13 protein-coding genes are annotated in these 14578 nt (G+C 61.4%); 7 read left to right on the forward strand and 6 right to left on the reverse strand.

Going from position 1 to position 14578, the window contains the following annotated elements:
• Positions 1–40 precede the first annotated feature (40 nt).
• On the forward strand, positions 41–709 hold the full coding sequence (locus ABID16_RS00625; protein WP_354554134.1) for a methyltransferase domain-containing protein: 669 nt from the start codon (positions 41–43) through the stop codon (positions 707–709).
• 9 nt (positions 710–718) lie between these two features.
• On the opposite strand, the gene ABID16_RS00630 is transcribed toward ABID16_RS00625, so the two are convergent.
• A complete protein-coding gene (locus ABID16_RS00630; RefSeq protein ID WP_354554136.1) occupies positions 719–2560 on the reverse strand; it encodes a methyl-accepting chemotaxis protein in 1842 nt (613 codons plus the stop codon).
• Between the two features lie 224 nt (positions 2561–2784).
• Positions 2785–3759, reverse strand: a complete 975-nt coding sequence (locus ABID16_RS00635; protein ID WP_354554138.1) for an extensin-like domain-containing protein — start codon at positions 3757–3759, stop codon at positions 2785–2787.
• A gap of 281 nt (positions 3760–4040) precedes the next feature.
• Here ABID16_RS00635 and ABID16_RS00640 point away from each other — a divergent pair, with 281 nt between their 5' ends.
• A complete protein-coding gene (locus tag ABID16_RS00640) occupies positions 4041–6230 on the forward strand; it encodes an anthranilate synthase (protein ID WP_354554140.1) in 2190 nt (729 codons plus the stop codon).
• Between the two features lie 70 nt (positions 6231–6300).
• Here ABID16_RS00640 and ABID16_RS00645 read toward each other — a convergent pair whose 3' ends face one another.
• A complete protein-coding gene (locus ABID16_RS00645) occupies positions 6301–6576 on the reverse strand; it encodes a DUF2798 domain-containing protein (protein WP_354554143.1) in 276 nt (91 codons plus the stop codon).
• Positions 6577–6677: 101 nt separating this feature from the next.
• Here ABID16_RS00645 and ABID16_RS00650 point away from each other — a divergent pair, with 101 nt between their 5' ends.
• The 3 genes from ABID16_RS00650 (at position 6678) to ABID16_RS00660 (ending at position 11058) form a co-directional block, all read left to right on the forward strand.
• Positions 6678–7538 (forward strand): LysR family transcriptional regulator, encoded by an 861-nt coding sequence (locus tag ABID16_RS00650; RefSeq protein ID WP_354554145.1) that lies wholly within the window; start codon positions 6678–6680, stop codon positions 7536–7538.
• A gap of 438 nt (positions 7539–7976) precedes the next feature.
• Positions 7977–9713 (forward strand): ABC transporter permease, encoded by a 1737-nt coding sequence (locus ABID16_RS00655; protein ID WP_354554148.1) that lies wholly within the window; start codon positions 7977–7979, stop codon positions 9711–9713.
• A 13-nt stretch (positions 9714–9726) separates the two neighbouring features.
• Complete coding sequence (locus ABID16_RS00660; RefSeq protein WP_354554150.1) at positions 9727–11058, forward strand: ABC transporter ATP-binding protein; 1332 nt, start codon at positions 9727–9729, stop codon at positions 11056–11058.
• Positions 11059–11085: 27 nt separating this feature from the next.
• Here ABID16_RS00660 and ABID16_RS00665 read toward each other — a convergent pair whose 3' ends face one another.
• Together ABID16_RS00665 and ABID16_RS00670 are read right to left on the reverse strand one after the other, a co-directional pair.
• The gene (locus ABID16_RS00665) at positions 11086–11565 is read right to left on the reverse strand and encodes a hypothetical protein (RefSeq protein WP_354554153.1); all 480 of its coding nucleotides are present in this window, start codon (positions 11563–11565) and stop codon (positions 11086–11088) included.
• An 11-nt stretch (positions 11566–11576) separates the two neighbouring features.
• Positions 11577–11864, reverse strand: coding sequence for a hypothetical protein (locus ABID16_RS00670; RefSeq protein ID WP_354554155.1), 288 nt, complete (start codon positions 11862–11864; stop codon positions 11577–11579).
• Between the two features lie 246 nt (positions 11865–12110).
• On the opposite strand from ABID16_RS00670, the gene ABID16_RS00675 reads away from it, so the two are divergent.
• Both ABID16_RS00675 and queF read left to right on the forward strand, forming a co-directional pair.
• A complete protein-coding gene (locus ABID16_RS00675) occupies positions 12111–13043 on the forward strand; it encodes a cation diffusion facilitator family transporter (RefSeq protein ID WP_354554157.1) in 933 nt (310 codons plus the stop codon).
• Positions 13044–13060: 17 nt separating this feature from the next.
• Positions 13061–13525, forward strand: coding sequence for a preQ(1) synthase (queF, locus tag ABID16_RS00680; protein ID WP_354554159.1), 465 nt, complete (start codon positions 13061–13063; stop codon positions 13523–13525).
• A 97-nt stretch (positions 13526–13622) separates the two neighbouring features.
• Here queF and ABID16_RS00685 read toward each other — a convergent pair whose 3' ends face one another.
• Positions 13623–14441: a DUF2076 domain-containing protein gene (locus tag ABID16_RS00685; protein WP_354554162.1), complete on the reverse strand. Its 819-nt coding sequence runs from the start codon at positions 14439–14441 to the stop codon at positions 13623–13625.
• Positions 14442–14578 lie beyond the last annotated feature (137 nt).

Below are 14578 nucleotides of genomic sequence, written 5' to 3' on the forward strand. Positions count from 1 at the left end.
GATCCGGAAAATCCGCTCTGCAAAATCTCCGAGGATGCGCGTGTTCAATATCTCTCCTGTTTCGCAGAATAATGTATTCCGAAAGCGCCGGATCGCGCGCCTGAACGAGATCGTCGCTGATCATGTCGCGGCGAAGGGACATTGCCGGCTTCTCGACATGGGCGGCACGACAGGCTTCTGGCGGGTGTGGCGCGACGAGCTTGACTTTGCCCATCTGACAGTCACCTGCGTGAACCTTCCCGAGGTCAGGCAGGAGGACACGGGCGACCTTCCCGTCGTTGCACGCGCTGGCAATGCCTGCGCCATGCCGGAATTCGAGGATAACGCCTTCGATGTGGTCTTTTCCAATTCGGTCATAGAGCATGTCGGGCTCTGGGCGAACAAGGTCGCCTTTGCCCGCGAGGCGCGTCGGCTGGCGCCAAGCCATTTGATCCAGACACCCAATTTCTGGTTCCCGGTCGATCCGCATTCGCGCTTTGCCTTTCTGCACTGGCTGCCGCGTCCGGTGGTCTATCGCGTTCACATGGCGATGCGCACCGGCTTCTACCCGAAGACGGTCGATCTCGATGAAGCCATGACCTACACGGAAGATGCCGACATGCTCGACAGGCGGCAGATGGCGCATCTGTTTCCCGACGCCGAGATCGAGGGGGAGACGTTCATGCTGATGACGAAGTCGTTTCTGGCCGTTCGTCACAAGAAGCCCTGAACCTCCTGTTCATGCGGCCGCGGATGTTGGTCGTCCTGACGTCGAATTCCGTTGAACCTGTTCTGGTCGCTTGTTCAGAACGAACTGGCCGACCAGTTCGACCAGCCGGTCCACCTCACCAGCAAGTCCATGGGTCGCTGCAGTCGTTTCCTCGACCATGGCGGCATTCTGCTGCGTGATATGATCCATCTGGTTGATTGCGGTGTTGATCTCGGCAAGTCCCACGGACTGCTCCCGGGAGGCGATGGCGATGGCATCGATATCCACCGCGATGTCGCTGATATGAGTCTCGATGCTGACCAGCGCGTCGCCCGTCTGCCGCACCAGATCGACCCCGCCCGCTACCTCCCGATTGGAGCGGTCGATCAGTTCAGCGATCTCGCGTGCGGCGCGCGCCGAGCGCTGGGCGAGTTCGCGGACCTCCTGGGCAACCACGGCGAAGCCCTTGCCGGCCTCGCCCGCGCGTGCCGCCTCGACGCCGGCATTCAACGCCAGAAGGTTCGTCTGGAATGCGATCTCGTCGATCACACTGGTGATCTGTGAAATCTGGCCGGAGGCTTCCTCGATCCTGGCCATGGCGACGATGGCATTCTGCACGACCGCGGTGGAGGATGTTACGTTGCTCTTTGCGTCGTTTGTGCGGGCGTGTGTTGCAGCCGTGCGTTCGGACGCATTACGGACATTGGCGGTAATTTGTTCGATGGCTGCGGCTGTCTCTTCGAGCGCTGCGGCCTGCTGTTCGGTTCGTCGCGCCAGCTGGTCGGCCGAGGAGCCGAGCGTGCGGGCACTGCCTTCGATTTCGCGCGATTTCTCAAGGATATTTTCCATCACGCTTTGGAAGGCGGCAAGCGAGGCGTTGAAATCGTGCCGCAGCGTTTCGAATTCGGCCTTGAAAGGTGTGTCGAGCGTGGCCTCGATGTTGAACCGCGCAAGCCTTTTCAAACCGTTGCCGAGTTCGGAAACAACATTCTTCAGATCGGCGGCATACTTCGCCTGTTCTGCGGCATGGTCCGCGCGTTCGCGGTCGGTGAGCTGGCGCCGGAGCGCCGCCTCGTCCGCCAGCGCGACCTTTTCAATGGCCGATTTTCGGAGGATCTCGATGGCCGAGGCCATGGTGCCGATTTCATCCGACCTTTCTGCGAAGGGTACCGCATGCGCATTGTCGCCGGCCGCAAGGCGGCCGACATAGGTCGAAAGCGACAGAACCGGCGTGATGCTGCGCCACTTGAAGACCAGCAGTCCCAGCCAGAGAACGAAGAGCGCAAGGACTGCCACTGCCGCAGCGATCGCGGTGTAAAGAACGGTCTCGCCGTGTGCGATCTTCTCCTGCTGTTCCAGATAGGCAGCAGAAGCTTTGACCAGCCGATCCACGGCCTGTTTCTGAGCCTCGAAGGCATCGCGAAGATGGTCGAATGCAGTGGCAATTTCGGCGTTGTTACGCCGCTTGAGAGCCGGGACCGCCTGATCGTTCATGACCGTCCAGAAGGTCGCGCTGGTGCTGCTTATATCTTCCGTCACCAGTTTGCGGAGGTGCGGCGGGATGGAGGCGGCGGCCCAGAAGGCGTAGCGGGTTTCAAAATCCTTCTGCAGCCCAGCAATCCGGCCCAGATTCCGTTCCAGCATATCCGGGTGGACGGCTGCCTCGGTCGCGTGGAGATAGGCTTCGACCACAAACATGGGCGGCGGCAGGATATCGGCAATCAGGTCCTTTGCATCCACGATCTCCAGATAGGTCGGGCCTTCAACCCTGACTTTATGCAGCGTGTAGCCCATGGTGGCGATGACCGCGAGAAAGGCCGCGGTCAAGGCGGCCGCAAAAACAACGAGGCTTCTGGAAATAGTTATGTTCACCGCGTCAATTCCCCCATTTGCGGTCGTTCCAAACCAGCGCCCCCGCAAAGGCAGTTGCGTGTCACGACGACTGCGTGTGCAATTCCATGTTGCGCAAGATGTCACTAAAATTCTAAGGAATCTGTTAACCATCCGGGGGCGGAGAGTGGCTCTGCAATCGATATCCCTAAAGTTAGGGATATCTAATGAGACGGTGTCGTCTCCTGCGAACCATTCGGTATTGCTCACCAGCAGTATCGATAGTCGCCCTTGCGCCGGATCACGTCGAGATGGAGATGGGTCTCATGCGCAGCATCGCTTCCCGGACCCAGCACGGTCGTAAAGAAGAGGCAGGCTGACGCCGTGACCGCGCGCTCGAAGGCGCCGACGAGCGTGGAATCCTTTTCGCGCGGCTCGATCACGAAGGTCGTGCCGTTCGAAAAGGTGAAGCCGGCGATGTCGATGGCATTGCCGTGGGCGTGCTCTGAAATCTTGCCGCTTTCGGCATTATTGCGGTTGCGGCAGGCGTAACTCGTTGCCTGATTGAAGGCGATGATCTGCGGTGCGTTCGGACCATAGGCGATCTCGGCTGCCGGCAGCACGGAGGTTTTAGCCCACCGGGAAAGTGCAAGCGCGGTCTGGCAGCGCATCGTGGCTTCGGGTGCCAGTTTGATGCCCGGTAAAACGGTGCGCACGGTGAGCGGCTTGTCCACGCCGCAGCCATTGCCGTCATCGATGGGCTTGGCTTCCGAGAATTCCACGCCAGCCTCTTTGAGATCGGCCATACATGCGGCATAGGCCTCGGGCTCATCCTTCTCCGGGGGCTCTGCCTTCGTTTCCGTGGGGGCAGGGGTCTCCTTGTTCTCGGGAACGGGCGCTGCCTGATCCTTGGGCGTAGGCTCCTTTGCCGGCTCTGACGATTTACCATCTGCCGGTGCGGACGGCTTCGGTTCTTCCTTGGGTGTGTTCTCTTTCTCGGCAGGCTTGTTGGCGGGTTTCGCTTCTTCGGGCCTGCCGCCGGAGGCGCCGGGTTGTGCTTCATCCGCCGGAAACTTCGGTTTTTCTTCCGGAATGGGTGGCGTTGCGGGCGGCGTGTCCGGACGCATTTCTGGAACAGGAACCCTGTCCTCCGGCACAGGGGCTTTTGCGGCGGGTTCCGCCGCAGTGGCTGCAAAGGCGCACAGGAGGGCGGCCAGCAGAATGAAACGTCCTTGCACCATCGTACCTCCTACGTGGATGGAGATGAAGCTTGCCGACGTTAACGCCGATCTACCCTTGTGGTTCCGGCCGGGAAAATCGGCCTTGCCAGTCGCGCCGCGCCGCTGTAACAATCCGCGCATGAAAAACGCGCTGACGATTGCAAACTGGTGGTGGGCTCGCTGAAAGGCGGCCATTGCCAGTTGTTGTGTCAAGCAAACGCTGAAGCCGCCCCGGAAAATTCCAGGCGGCTATTTTTGTATGTGCCGTTTGGAATTGGGGCCGAACGGGAGAAGAGGACGACATGAATACGCGTGTTCTGGATGACGGTTCCGAACAGTATGTGACGAAGGGCGGGGTCACGATCTCGCGCAAGCGTCGCGAAGTGCCTTACGAGAATGCCATCTCCAGCTATATCGACAAGTTGGACGAGCGGCGCGGGGCGGTTCTGTCGTCGAACTACGAATATCCGGGCCGCTACACCCGCTGGGACACGGCAGTGGCCGATCCGCCAGTCGGGATTTCCTGCAACGGCCGCACCATGTGGGTCGAGGCCTATAACGGCCGCGGCGAAGTGATCCTGGAGATGATCGCCGAACGTCTGGCCACCATCGCCGACATCAAGATCGATGCCAGGGCCGCCCGTCGTCTCGATTTCACCATCCAGAAGCCGAGCCGCATCTTCATGGAAGAAGAGCGCTCCAAGATGCCGACGGTGTTCACGGCGCTGCGCGCCATCACCGATCTCTTCCATTCGGAAGAGGATGCAAGCCTCGGGCTCTACGGCGCTTTCGGCTACGATCTCGCCTTCCAGTTCGACGCCATCGACCTGAAGCTGGAACGTCCCGCCGACCAGCGCGACATGGTGCTCTATCTGCCCGATGAAATCCTCGTCGTGGACAACTATTCCGCCAAGGCCTGGGTAGATCGCTACGATTTCGAGAAGGATGGCGAAACGACCAAGGGCAAACCGTGGGACATTCCGGCGGAGCCCTTCCGGCCGACTGACACGATCCCGGCGCGCGGCGATCATCATCCGGGCGAATATGCCAAGCTGGTGACGAAGGCCAAGGAAAGCTTCCGTCGTGGCGACCTGTTCGAGGTGGTGCCGGGGCAGAAGTTCATGGAGCGCTGCGATAGCAAGCCCTCGCAGATTTCGCGGCGGCTGAAGGAAATCAATCCGTCGCCCTATTCCTTCTTCATCAATCTCGGAAACCAGGAATATCTTGTCGGGGCATCGCCGGAAATGTTCGTGCGCGTGACGGGCCGGCGCATCGAGACCTGCCCGATCTCGGGCACGATCAAGCGCGGCGAGGATGCGATTGCCGACTCTGAGCAGATCCTGAAGCTCTTGAATTCTAAAAAGGACGAGTCCGAACTCACCATGTGCTCGGACGTGGACCGCAACGACAAGAGCCGCGTCTGCGAGCCGGGTTCGGTGAAGGTCATCGGTCGCCGGCAGATCGAGATGTATTCGCGCCTCATCCACACGGTGGATCACATTGAGGGACGTCTGCGCGAAGATATGGACGCCTTTGACGGCTTCCTCTCGCACGCCTGGGCCGTGACGGTGACCGGTGCGCCGAAGCTCTGGGCGATGCGCTTCATCGAGGCGCATGAGAAGAGCCCGCGTGCCTGGTATGGCGGCGCGATCGGCATGGTTGGCTTCAATGGCGACATGAATACCGGTCTGACGCTGCGCACAGTGCGGATCAAGGACGGGATTGCGGAAGTGAGGGCAGGGGCGACGCTGCTGAACGATTCCAATCCGGAAGAGGAAGAAGCCGAAACCGAACTGAAGGCATCCGCCATGATTGCAGCCATTCGCGATGCAAAGGCCGGCAATACCGGCAAGGCCGGCCGCGACGTCGCCAAGGTGGGCGTCGGCGTGAAGATCCTGCTGGTCGATCACGAAGATAGCTTCGTCCACACGCTGGCCAACTATTTCCGCCAGACGGGGGCGACGGTGACCACCGTGCGTTCGCCGGTTGCGGATGAGGTGTTCGACTCTGTCAATCCGGACCTGCTGGTGCTGTCGCCCGGACCGGGTAGCCCGAAGGATTTCGACTGCGAGACGACCATCAAGAAGGCGCGTGCGCGCAAGCTCCCGATCTTCGGCGTCTGCCTCGGTCTTCAGGCACTGGCGCAAGCCTATGGCGGGGAGCTGCGGCAGCTGGCGATCCCCATGCATGGCAAGCCCTCGCGTGTGCGTGTGCTGGAAGCCGGCACGGTCTTCTCCGGCCTTGCCAAGGAAGTGACCGTCGGCCGCTACCACTCGATCTTCGCCGACCCCGCCACGCTCGATCGTGATTTCATCATCACGGCCGAGAGCGAGGACGGCACGATCATGGGTATCGAGCATGCCAAGGAGCCGGTCGCTGCGGTGCAGTTCCATCCGGAATCGATCATGACGCTGGGGCAGGATGCCGGGATGCGGATGATCGAGAATGTCGTGGCGCATCTGGCCAAGCGGGCGAAGGTGAAGGCGGCCTGATCCGCAACAGTTGGTGCTTTTCAATTGCAATGGCGGCGCCCGCACAGGCGTCGCCATTTTGCGTTCGGTTTTACCGATTCGACGGCGGGGCCTCGACGATCAGCGAGACGATGCGGCGGACGATCGGTACGGCAACGATGGCCGCCGGGAAAGCGATCGGATAGGTGATCATCCATGCGCCGAGGGTGCGGGCACCAAGATCCGGCGCAAAGCCGACGGCGCTGTAGGTCGCTGCGGCCGACACAAGTCCCGACATCATGAGGGAGAGGATCATCGGCGAAACGATGTGGGTTGCATGGTGCGGCAGCTTTCTGATGCGGCCGTGCTTGGAAACTGCAGTATGCATTGTGTGTCTCCGGGGTTGGTTTGAATGACAGGCACACTGTACCTCCGGGCCCTAATGTGCGAAATTCCCATTATTCTCTCTTTCAATGTGAATAATTGAACATGCTGAACTGGGATGACCTGAAGTTTCTTCTCCTCCTGGAGGAGAGGGGATCGCTGGCTGCGGCCGCCAAGCGGCTGGGCGTCGATCATGTCACGGTCGCACGGCGAATTGCCTCGCTGGAGGAGGCGTTGGGCGCCAAGCTTGTCGACCGCCGTCAAAAGCGTACGCTGCTGACTCAGGCCGGACTTCGTATCGCGGCACATGCCCGGCGTATGCAGGAGGAGGTCTACGCGCTGGAGCGCACGGCATCGAGCGTCAGGCCCGACATTGCCGGGCCGCTCTCCATCAGCGCGCCGGCGCTGATTGCTGCCGAACTGATTGCGCCCCGCCTTGGAGATTTTCTCAAGGCCCACCCCGCGCTTGAAATCACGCTCAGGGGCGATGTACAGACGGTTTCTATCACGAGGCGAGAAGCGGACATCTCGGTCAGGCTCTCGGCGCCGACCGATCCGACCTTGATCCGCCGTCAGGTCGGCACCTTGCGCTATCGCTGCCTTGCGAGCCCGGACTATGTGTCGGAGATTGGATTTGCGGCCTATCGCTATGTTCTCTTCGACCATGGCGATGAATTGCTTCCACACGAGGCCTGGATGAAATCTCTTGCGGGGCCGTCGTTTGCCATTGCCCTGCGCAGCAACGATCTCGCCATTCAGCTCGCCGCGGTGGCGGCGGGCGCAGGTGTGGTGGCGGCGCCGGAAATCCTGGGGCGCCGCTTTGGCCTTGTCGACGCGCATCCCGAAAAGCTCTTCTTCGACCGCCATGTCTGGCTCGGCTGGCATGAAGATCAGAGAGGGCAGCCGGCCATCGAGGCGGTCACTGCCTTCCTGGGGGATTGCCTGAAAGGCGACCGCCCCTCCTGAGAACGGGACCGTTGTTGCCCGCTTACGCTCCGGCAATTGTCATTCTCGCTCCGTTTATCTCACCGGAAGTACAAAAACCAAGCAATTTCATAAAGTTGTCGCATTACGAAAAATTAATTCGTTCATCTATTGAATGGGTTGACTATGACGAAGTGCGGCGCAATATAGCCCTGCTTCCGGCCTGCCAAGGCGGGCAACGCCGGAGCGCCTCATCGTTTTGAATAGCCAAGACATATCCGCGACCAGGCAGCCTGCGCAGACGCAGCGGCCTCAAGGCAAGGGTGAGCGCCATGACGCTTGTTTTCCGCATCCTTCAGCCCGCCAGATACCATGAAGAGTCTGTCGACCGAATAAGTCGCTGACCCGCAGCGCGCGGGTCCTTATCGCCGGGATCCTCCGGGATCCTGTGACGTCGCATCAATATTCGGATCATTGACCATGACCTTGCATCATCCGGCTCTCGAGGCCGGTCGCAAGACGTCGCGCATACCCAATGTCTGGGATGCCGCCGCCTTCGGCCTGCTGTTTGCAACCTTCGTTCTCTTCATTCGCGGCGGTCACGAGACCTTCGCGCCGATTGACGCGCTGTCGTCGACGCCGATCTCGCTCGACACGGCGAATCTGCCCGAATATGCGCTGCGCACCGTGCTGCGCATGCTGGCGGCCATTGTCGCCTCGCTGGTCTTCACCTTCATCTACGGGACGCTGGCGGCCAAGAGCCGGCGGGCCGGGCTCGTGCTGATCCCCGTTCTCGATATCCTGCAATCCGTGCCGGTGCTGGGCTTTCTGTCCTTCACTGTCGTCGGCTTCATGGCACTGTTTCCGGGGCAGGTGATCGGTGTCGAACTGGCCTCGATCTTCGCGATCTTCACCAGCCAGGCCTGGAACATGACCTTCAGCTTCTACCAGTCGCTGCAGACGGTCCCGGCCGACCTGGAGGAGGCCTCGCGTTCGTTCCGGCTCACGGGCTGGCAGAAATTCTGGCGGCTCGAAGTTCCGTTCTCCATGCCGGGACTGGTGTGGAACACGATGATGTCCATGTCGGGCGGCTGGTTCTTCGTGGTGGCCTCGGAAGCCATCTCGGTCGGCAACACGACGATCACGCTGCCGGGCATCGGCTCCTACACGGCGCTCGCCATTCAGGACAAGAACTTTGCCGCGATCGGCTGGGCAGTCGGCGTCATGCTGGCGATCATCCTGGTCTACGATCAGCTGCTGTTCCGGCCGCTGGTGGCCTGGAGCGACAAGTTCCGCGTCGAGCTTTCGGCAGGCGGCGATGCGCCGCGCTCCTGGCTGCTCGACATGGTGCGCCGCGCGCGCATGTTCCGGCGGATTTTCCTGCCGATCACGCGTTTCGTTTCGGCGCTTCCGCGGCAGCGGATGGCTTTTCCGGTGGCGGCACCCCGCGCGGCCATGACGGTCTGGCGGAGCGTCTGGGTTGACAGGCTCTGGGTGGTCGCCGTTGCGGCAGCCGCGCTCTATGCGCTCTGGCTGATCTGGTCCTTCGTGGCGACGGAGCTGACGGGGCCGGAGATGCTGAATGTTGTCTGGCTCGGTTTCCTCACCATGATCCGCGTCGTCGTGCTGATGGCGCTGGCGACCGTGGTCTGGGTGCCGATCGGGGTGTGGATCGGACTTCGGCCGAAGGTGGCGGAGCGGGTGCAGCCGCTGGCGCAGTTTCTGGCGGCGTTTCCGGCCAATATCGTCTTCCCCTTCGCGGTTGTCCTGATCGTACACTTCAAGCTGAACGCCAATATCTGGCTGTCGCCGCTCATGGTCTTCGGTACGCAATGGTACATTCTGTTCAACGTGATTGCAGGCGCCAGCGCGTTTCCGAACGACATGCGCGAGGCGAGCTCCATCTTCCACATTCGTGGCTGGAGCTGGTGGCGGAAGGTCATCCTGCCCGGCATCTTCCCCTATTACGTCACGGGGGCGATTACCGCGAGCGGCGGCTCCTGGAACGCGTCCATCGTGGCCGAGGTTGCCAACTGGGGCGACACGAAGCTGACGGCGGTGGGGCTCGGCTCCTACATCGCCAATGCGACGACCGCCGCTGACTATCCTCGCATCGTGCTCGGCATCGCCGTGATGTCGGCCTATGTCATTCTCTTCAACCGCCTGCTCTGGCGCCCGCTCTATGCATTCGCGGGTAGCCGGCTCCGTATGAACTAAAAAGGAGGGCGCTATGTCCAACGTTGAATTCAATCTCGCTGAACACCCTGTCCTCGTCGATGTCCAGGGCATGCGTCAGGTCTATCACAAGGGCGACAATCCGGATCTCGTCGTTCTCGACGATGTTTCCGTGCAGATTCGCGAGGGTGAGATCGTGGGCCTGCTCGGCCGCTCCGGCTCGGGCAAGTCGACGCTTCTGCGCATCATTTCGGGCCTGCTGCAGGCGTCCGCCGGCAAGGTGCAGTGGTGCGGGAAGCCAGTTAAGGGGCCGTGCGAGGGTCTCTCCATGGTGTTTCAGAGCTTCGCGCTGTTTCCCTGGCTGACCGTTCTTGAGAATGTGGAAATCGGGCTGGAGGCGCAGGGTGTGGCAGCGGCAGAGCGCCGGCAGCGTGCGCTGCAGGCCATCGACTTGATCGGCCTCGACGGGTTCGAGAATGCCTATCCGAAGGAACTGTCCGGCGGCATGCGCCAGCGCGTCGGCTTTGCCCGTGCGCTGGTCGTGCATCCGCGCCTCATGCTGATGGATGAGCCCTTTTCGGCGCTGGATGTACTCACGGCTGAAACGCTGCGCACCGATATCATCGACCTCTGGATCGAGGGCCGGCTTCCGGCCAAGTCGATCCTGATGGTGACGCATAATATCGAAGAAGCGGTTCTGATGTGCGACCGCATCATGATCTTCTCGTCCAATCCGGGCCGGGTGGCCGCCGAGATCAAGGTCGAGCTGATGCATCCGCGCAATCGTCTGGACCCGGAATTCCGGGCGCTGGTCGATGACATCTATGCGCGTATGACGCAGCGGGAGCCGGTCGGGAAGGTCGAAAGGCGCGTGGCCGAAGGCTTCCCCGGCACGGGGATCGGCATGGCGCTGCCGCGCATTTCGACCAACCTTCTGTCCGGTCTGATGGAAGCGCTGATGGCGGAACCGTATAACGGCGAGGCCGATCTGCCGGATATTGCTGGTGAGTTGCAGATGGAGGTGGACGAGCTTTTCCCCATCGCCGAAACGCTGCAATTGCTCCGCTTTGCGGAGCTTGAAGCCGGGGACGTGCGCTTGACCGAGGTCGGAAAGCACTTCGTTCACAGCGATGTCGATACGCGCAAGCGGCTCTTCGCCGAACATCTGGTGAGCTACGTGCCGCTGGCAGCGCTCATCAAGCGCGTGCTGGATGAGCGGCCGACACATATGGCGCCTTACACGCGCTTCTGCGAGGAGCTGGAGGACTATCTGTCGGAGGACATGGCCAAGGAAACCATGGGGGCCGTCATCTCCTGGGGCCGTTATGCCGAACTGTTCAGCTATGACGGTCACGCCCGGCATTTCAGCCTGGAAAATCCGAGCTGAGGCAAGAAGTGGAGAGCGGGAGCCTCATCAGGTTCCCGCCGCCTTGTCGTTCTTGCGCTTCAGGGCGCGCAGCAGAAGCGTGGCGAGCGGGCCGATGAGGCCGATGAGTGACGTGTCGAAGCGGCCGCGCAGGAGATTGCCGGCGAGCGTGATGTCGCCGGTGGCCGATTTCGCTTCGGTGATGAGCGCGTCGAGTGCCGTGGCGTGGAGTTCCTGGGCAAGCTGCAATTCCTTCCCCGGCTTGCGCGTGTTGGCGATCAGCACGAGCAAAAGGGTCAGCACGAAGCTGGCGCCGGCGATGGCGAGCGCTGCGAGAACTGGCCCCCACAGAACCTTCAGGAATTCATAGCCGGCAACGCCCAGCATGATGAGGCCGAAGGCGCCGACGACGAGGGCGACGGTGAGAAAGGCGATCTGCGACATGCGCGCCCTAAACGTCAGATCCGCAATGACGGAATCGACGCGGATCAACACTTTCAGCGACTGGATGAGATTGTCTATACGCATGATGGGAAATCCTATCTGAAGGCAATGGCGCCGGCCACGAGGCCCAGAACGAAGGCCGCGGCGGCCACGACGAGGGGGTGTTCTTCAAGCGCTTCCTCGGCCTCGCCGGCCTTGGTCGCGAGATAAGTCTGCAGTTCGGCGATGGCGTCGGGCGTCTCCTCGGTTTCGGCGTCCCCAGGCGCGGCCTCCGCTGCGGCAGCCGGCTTTTCGACGGCGGGTTTCGCCGCCTTCGTCTGCAGGTGCTTTACCTCTTTCAGCAGCGTTTCAAGTTCCTTGCGGATCGTGTCCAGCTCGGCCATCGGCGTACTCCCGGCTTCGGTTTCATCGCTTGGCGGGCAGTCTACCCGGCGGAATTGCAGGCTCGTTGACATGTATCAAATCAATGTCACAGCACTCAAGTATAGCTTGTGCTGTGAAAGTATAGCCTATGCTAAGTCACAGAGAATAAAGGGTAATTTCTGTATTGCGGCATTTTAGTCCTTGCTCTTTCGAGCTTCGCCAGATATGTCGCCGTCAACTCAACACATCATTGAAAGGGCGAAGCCATGGATGCCGAAACATCCAAGTTGATCCGCCGCATCGCGTTCTGGGGCATTCCGCTCTCCCTTTTTGTCATGGGGCTGAAGGCGCTTGCCTGGTATGTGACGGGCTCGGTGGCGCTCTTGTCCGACGCCCTGGAATCGACCGTGAACGTCATTGCGGCAGGCCTTGCCTATGGCGTCATCAGCTATGCGCAGAAGCCTGCCGACGAAGACCATCAGTTCGGCCATCACAAGGCGGAATATCTCTCGGCCGTCGCCGAGGGCATGCTGATCATCGTTGCTGCGATCCTGATCGTCTGGGAAGCGGCGGGGCATCTTACGAAGCCAGAACCGATGGACGCGCCGATCCTCGGCCTCGTCATCAACGGCGTGGCGGCGATCATCAACGCGGTCTGGGCATGGTTGCTGATCAAGGTCGGCACGCAGCATCATTCGCCGGCGCTGAAGGCGGACGGGCGGCATGTGCTCTCCGACGTGGTGACCTCGGGCGGGGTCATCGTTGGCCTGATTGCGGCAACGCTCACTGGCTATACGATCCTCGATCCGCTGATGGCGATCGGTGTGGCGATCAACATTCTCTTCGAAGGCTGGAAGGTCATATCTCAATCGGTCAATGGCTTGCTCGACCGTGCCGTGACAGAGGAAGAGGATGCGGCGATCAAGAAGGCGATTGCGGAGAATGCGGCCGGGTCGCTCGGCGTGCACGATCTGCGCAACCGCCGTGCCGGACCTGCTGTCTTCATCGACTTTCATCTTGTCGTGCCGGAGAGCATGCCGGTGGGCGAGGCGCATGATATCTGCGACCGGATCGAGAATGCGCTGCATGAGGTGATTTCCGGCGCGAGCATTGCTATTCATGTGGAGCCCGAGGGCGAGACGCCGCATGGCGTGCGCGTGAATATCGCCGCGCACAGGTCGCTCAAAAAGCGGGCGTGACAGAAAAGGACAAGATGATGAGCAAGACTGACGTTTCGGGCCTGACGCAGCTGGGCGCGCATGTCGACGCGCCGACCACGCCGGAAACGGCGGTTCTGGAGCGTGTGCCGAACGGCAACGAGGGAACGAAATATGTGGTGCGGTTTACCGCGCCCGAGTTCACCTCGCTCTGCCCGATGACGGGCCAGCCGGATTTCGCGCATATCGTGATCGATTACGTTCCGGGCAAATGGCTTGTGGAATCGAAGTCGCTGAAGCTCTTCCTCTTCGCTTTCCGCAATCACGGGGCATTTCACGAGGATTGCTCGGTCTATATCGCCCGACGCATCATCGACCTTCTCGATCCGGAATGGCTGCGCATCGGTGCCTACTGGTATCCGCGCGGCGGGATTCCGATCGATGTGTTCTGGCAGACGGGTGAGCCGCCGAAGGGTGTCTGGCTGCCGGACCAGGGCGTGCCGACCTATCGCGGACGAGGTTGAGGTGAGGGCGGATTGACCGCCCTCATTATCTTTTTGCTTTTACGCAATTCCGGACGCGAAGCCGGTTTCCACTTTCGGCTCGGAGCTGTTCCAGCGATCAGGCATAGTTGCTGTCGTCGAAACCGCCGTCGTCGTAGCTCGACGTATCGTAGTCGTCGTCATTGCCACCATCGGTGTTCTGCGTGGCGTTGCTCATGTCGGCCAGCGCCGACTGTTCGCTGTCGTTGCCGTTCTGCCAATTATTCGACGGATCGGTCTGATTGCCGTTGCCGAAGAAATTGTTGACGACAGTTTCCTCGACCACCGGGGCGCCTGCGACACCGCCGGCGCCAAACAGGCCGCCATTGCCGAAATGCGGCGCGAAGAGAGAGCGCACGGCGTCGGCCATGAGCATGCCGCCCGCAACGCCGGCCGCCGTGGTCATCGCCCCGGCAAGAAAGCCGCCGCCGCGCGAGGGCTGTTGGGGGGCGGCATAGGGCGGCTGGGCCGGTTGCGACCACGGGCCCGGCTGCGGTGCGCCGCGCGTATAGCCGCCATCATAGGCCGGAGCCTGCGGACCGGAACGGCCCCAAGGGCCAGGTTGAGGTTGCTGTGCACCCTGGCCCTGTCCATTGCCGCCAAAGAGCGAGGAAAGACCGGAGAGGAAACCGCCCTGCTGGCCCTGTTGCCCCTGCTGCGCGGTCGCGCCCTGCTGGAGATCCTTCACCTGCTGCTCCAGCTGGCCGATACGGGCGGCGGAGGCTTCCAGCCCCTTTTCCTGCAGGATCACGGCCTGGGCAAGGTAATAGGCGGCGTAAGGATGGCGGGCGAGTTCGTCACGGATCATCGTCTCGGCGTCCGGGTCACGCGGCGTCGAGGCGGCCTGGCCCACGCGGGCGAAAAGTTCGTTGAGAAGCTGACGTTCTTCGGGCGACATGGGTCGGGTCCTTTGCGGGCATGAGGGGTCGGAGCAAGACATAGGATCGCAATCGCGGCCTTTCGAGGTCAGCCCGATTACAATTGCGTAACAATGCCGGCGGTTTCTTCCTTTCCCGATGGGGACAAGGGGGGCCG

Origin of the sequence: Limnomicrobium aquaticum (assembly GCF_040545545.1) — a bacterium.
GTDB lineage: Bacteria > Pseudomonadota > Alphaproteobacteria > Rhizobiales > Rhizobiaceae > Ensifer_A > Ensifer_A aquaticum.

Bases quoted from the DNA above. Each gene is read 5' to 3' on its own strand.
- ABID16_RS00655 (WP_354554148.1), top strand. From the start codon at position 7,977: ATGACCTTGCATCATCCGGCTCTCGAGGCCGGTCGCAAGACGTCGCGC.
- ABID16_RS00650 (WP_354554145.1), top strand. From the start codon at position 6,678: ATGCTGAACTGGGATGACCTGAAGTTTCTTCTCCTCCTGGAGGAGAGG.
- ABID16_RS00645 (WP_354554143.1), bottom strand. From the start codon at position 6,576: ATGCATACTGCAGTTTCCAAGCACGGCCGCATCAGAAAGCTGCCGCAC.
- ABID16_RS00670 (WP_354554155.1), bottom strand. From the start codon at position 11,864: ATGGCCGAGCTGGACACGATCCGCAAGGAACTTGAAACGCTGCTGAAA.
- ABID16_RS00660 (WP_354554150.1), top strand. From the start codon at position 9,727: ATGTCCAACGTTGAATTCAATCTCGCTGAACACCCTGTCCTCGTCGAT.
- ABID16_RS00640 (WP_354554140.1), top strand. From the start codon at position 4,041: ATGAATACGCGTGTTCTGGATGACGGTTCCGAACAGTATGTGACGAAG.
- queF (WP_354554159.1), top strand. From the start codon at position 13,061: ATGAGCAAGACTGACGTTTCGGGCCTGACGCAGCTGGGCGCGCATGTC.
- ABID16_RS00675 (WP_354554157.1), top strand. From the start codon at position 12,111: ATGGATGCCGAAACATCCAAGTTGATCCGCCGCATCGCGTTCTGGGGC.
- ABID16_RS00685 (WP_354554162.1), bottom strand. From the start codon at position 14,441: ATGTCGCCCGAAGAACGTCAGCTTCTCAACGAACTTTTCGCCCGCGTG.
- ABID16_RS00635 (WP_354554138.1), bottom strand. From the start codon at position 3,759: ATGGTGCAAGGACGTTTCATTCTGCTGGCCGCCCTCCTGTGCGCCTTT.
- ABID16_RS00665 (WP_354554153.1), bottom strand. From the start codon at position 11,565: ATGCGTATAGACAATCTCATCCAGTCGCTGAAAGTGTTGATCCGCGTC.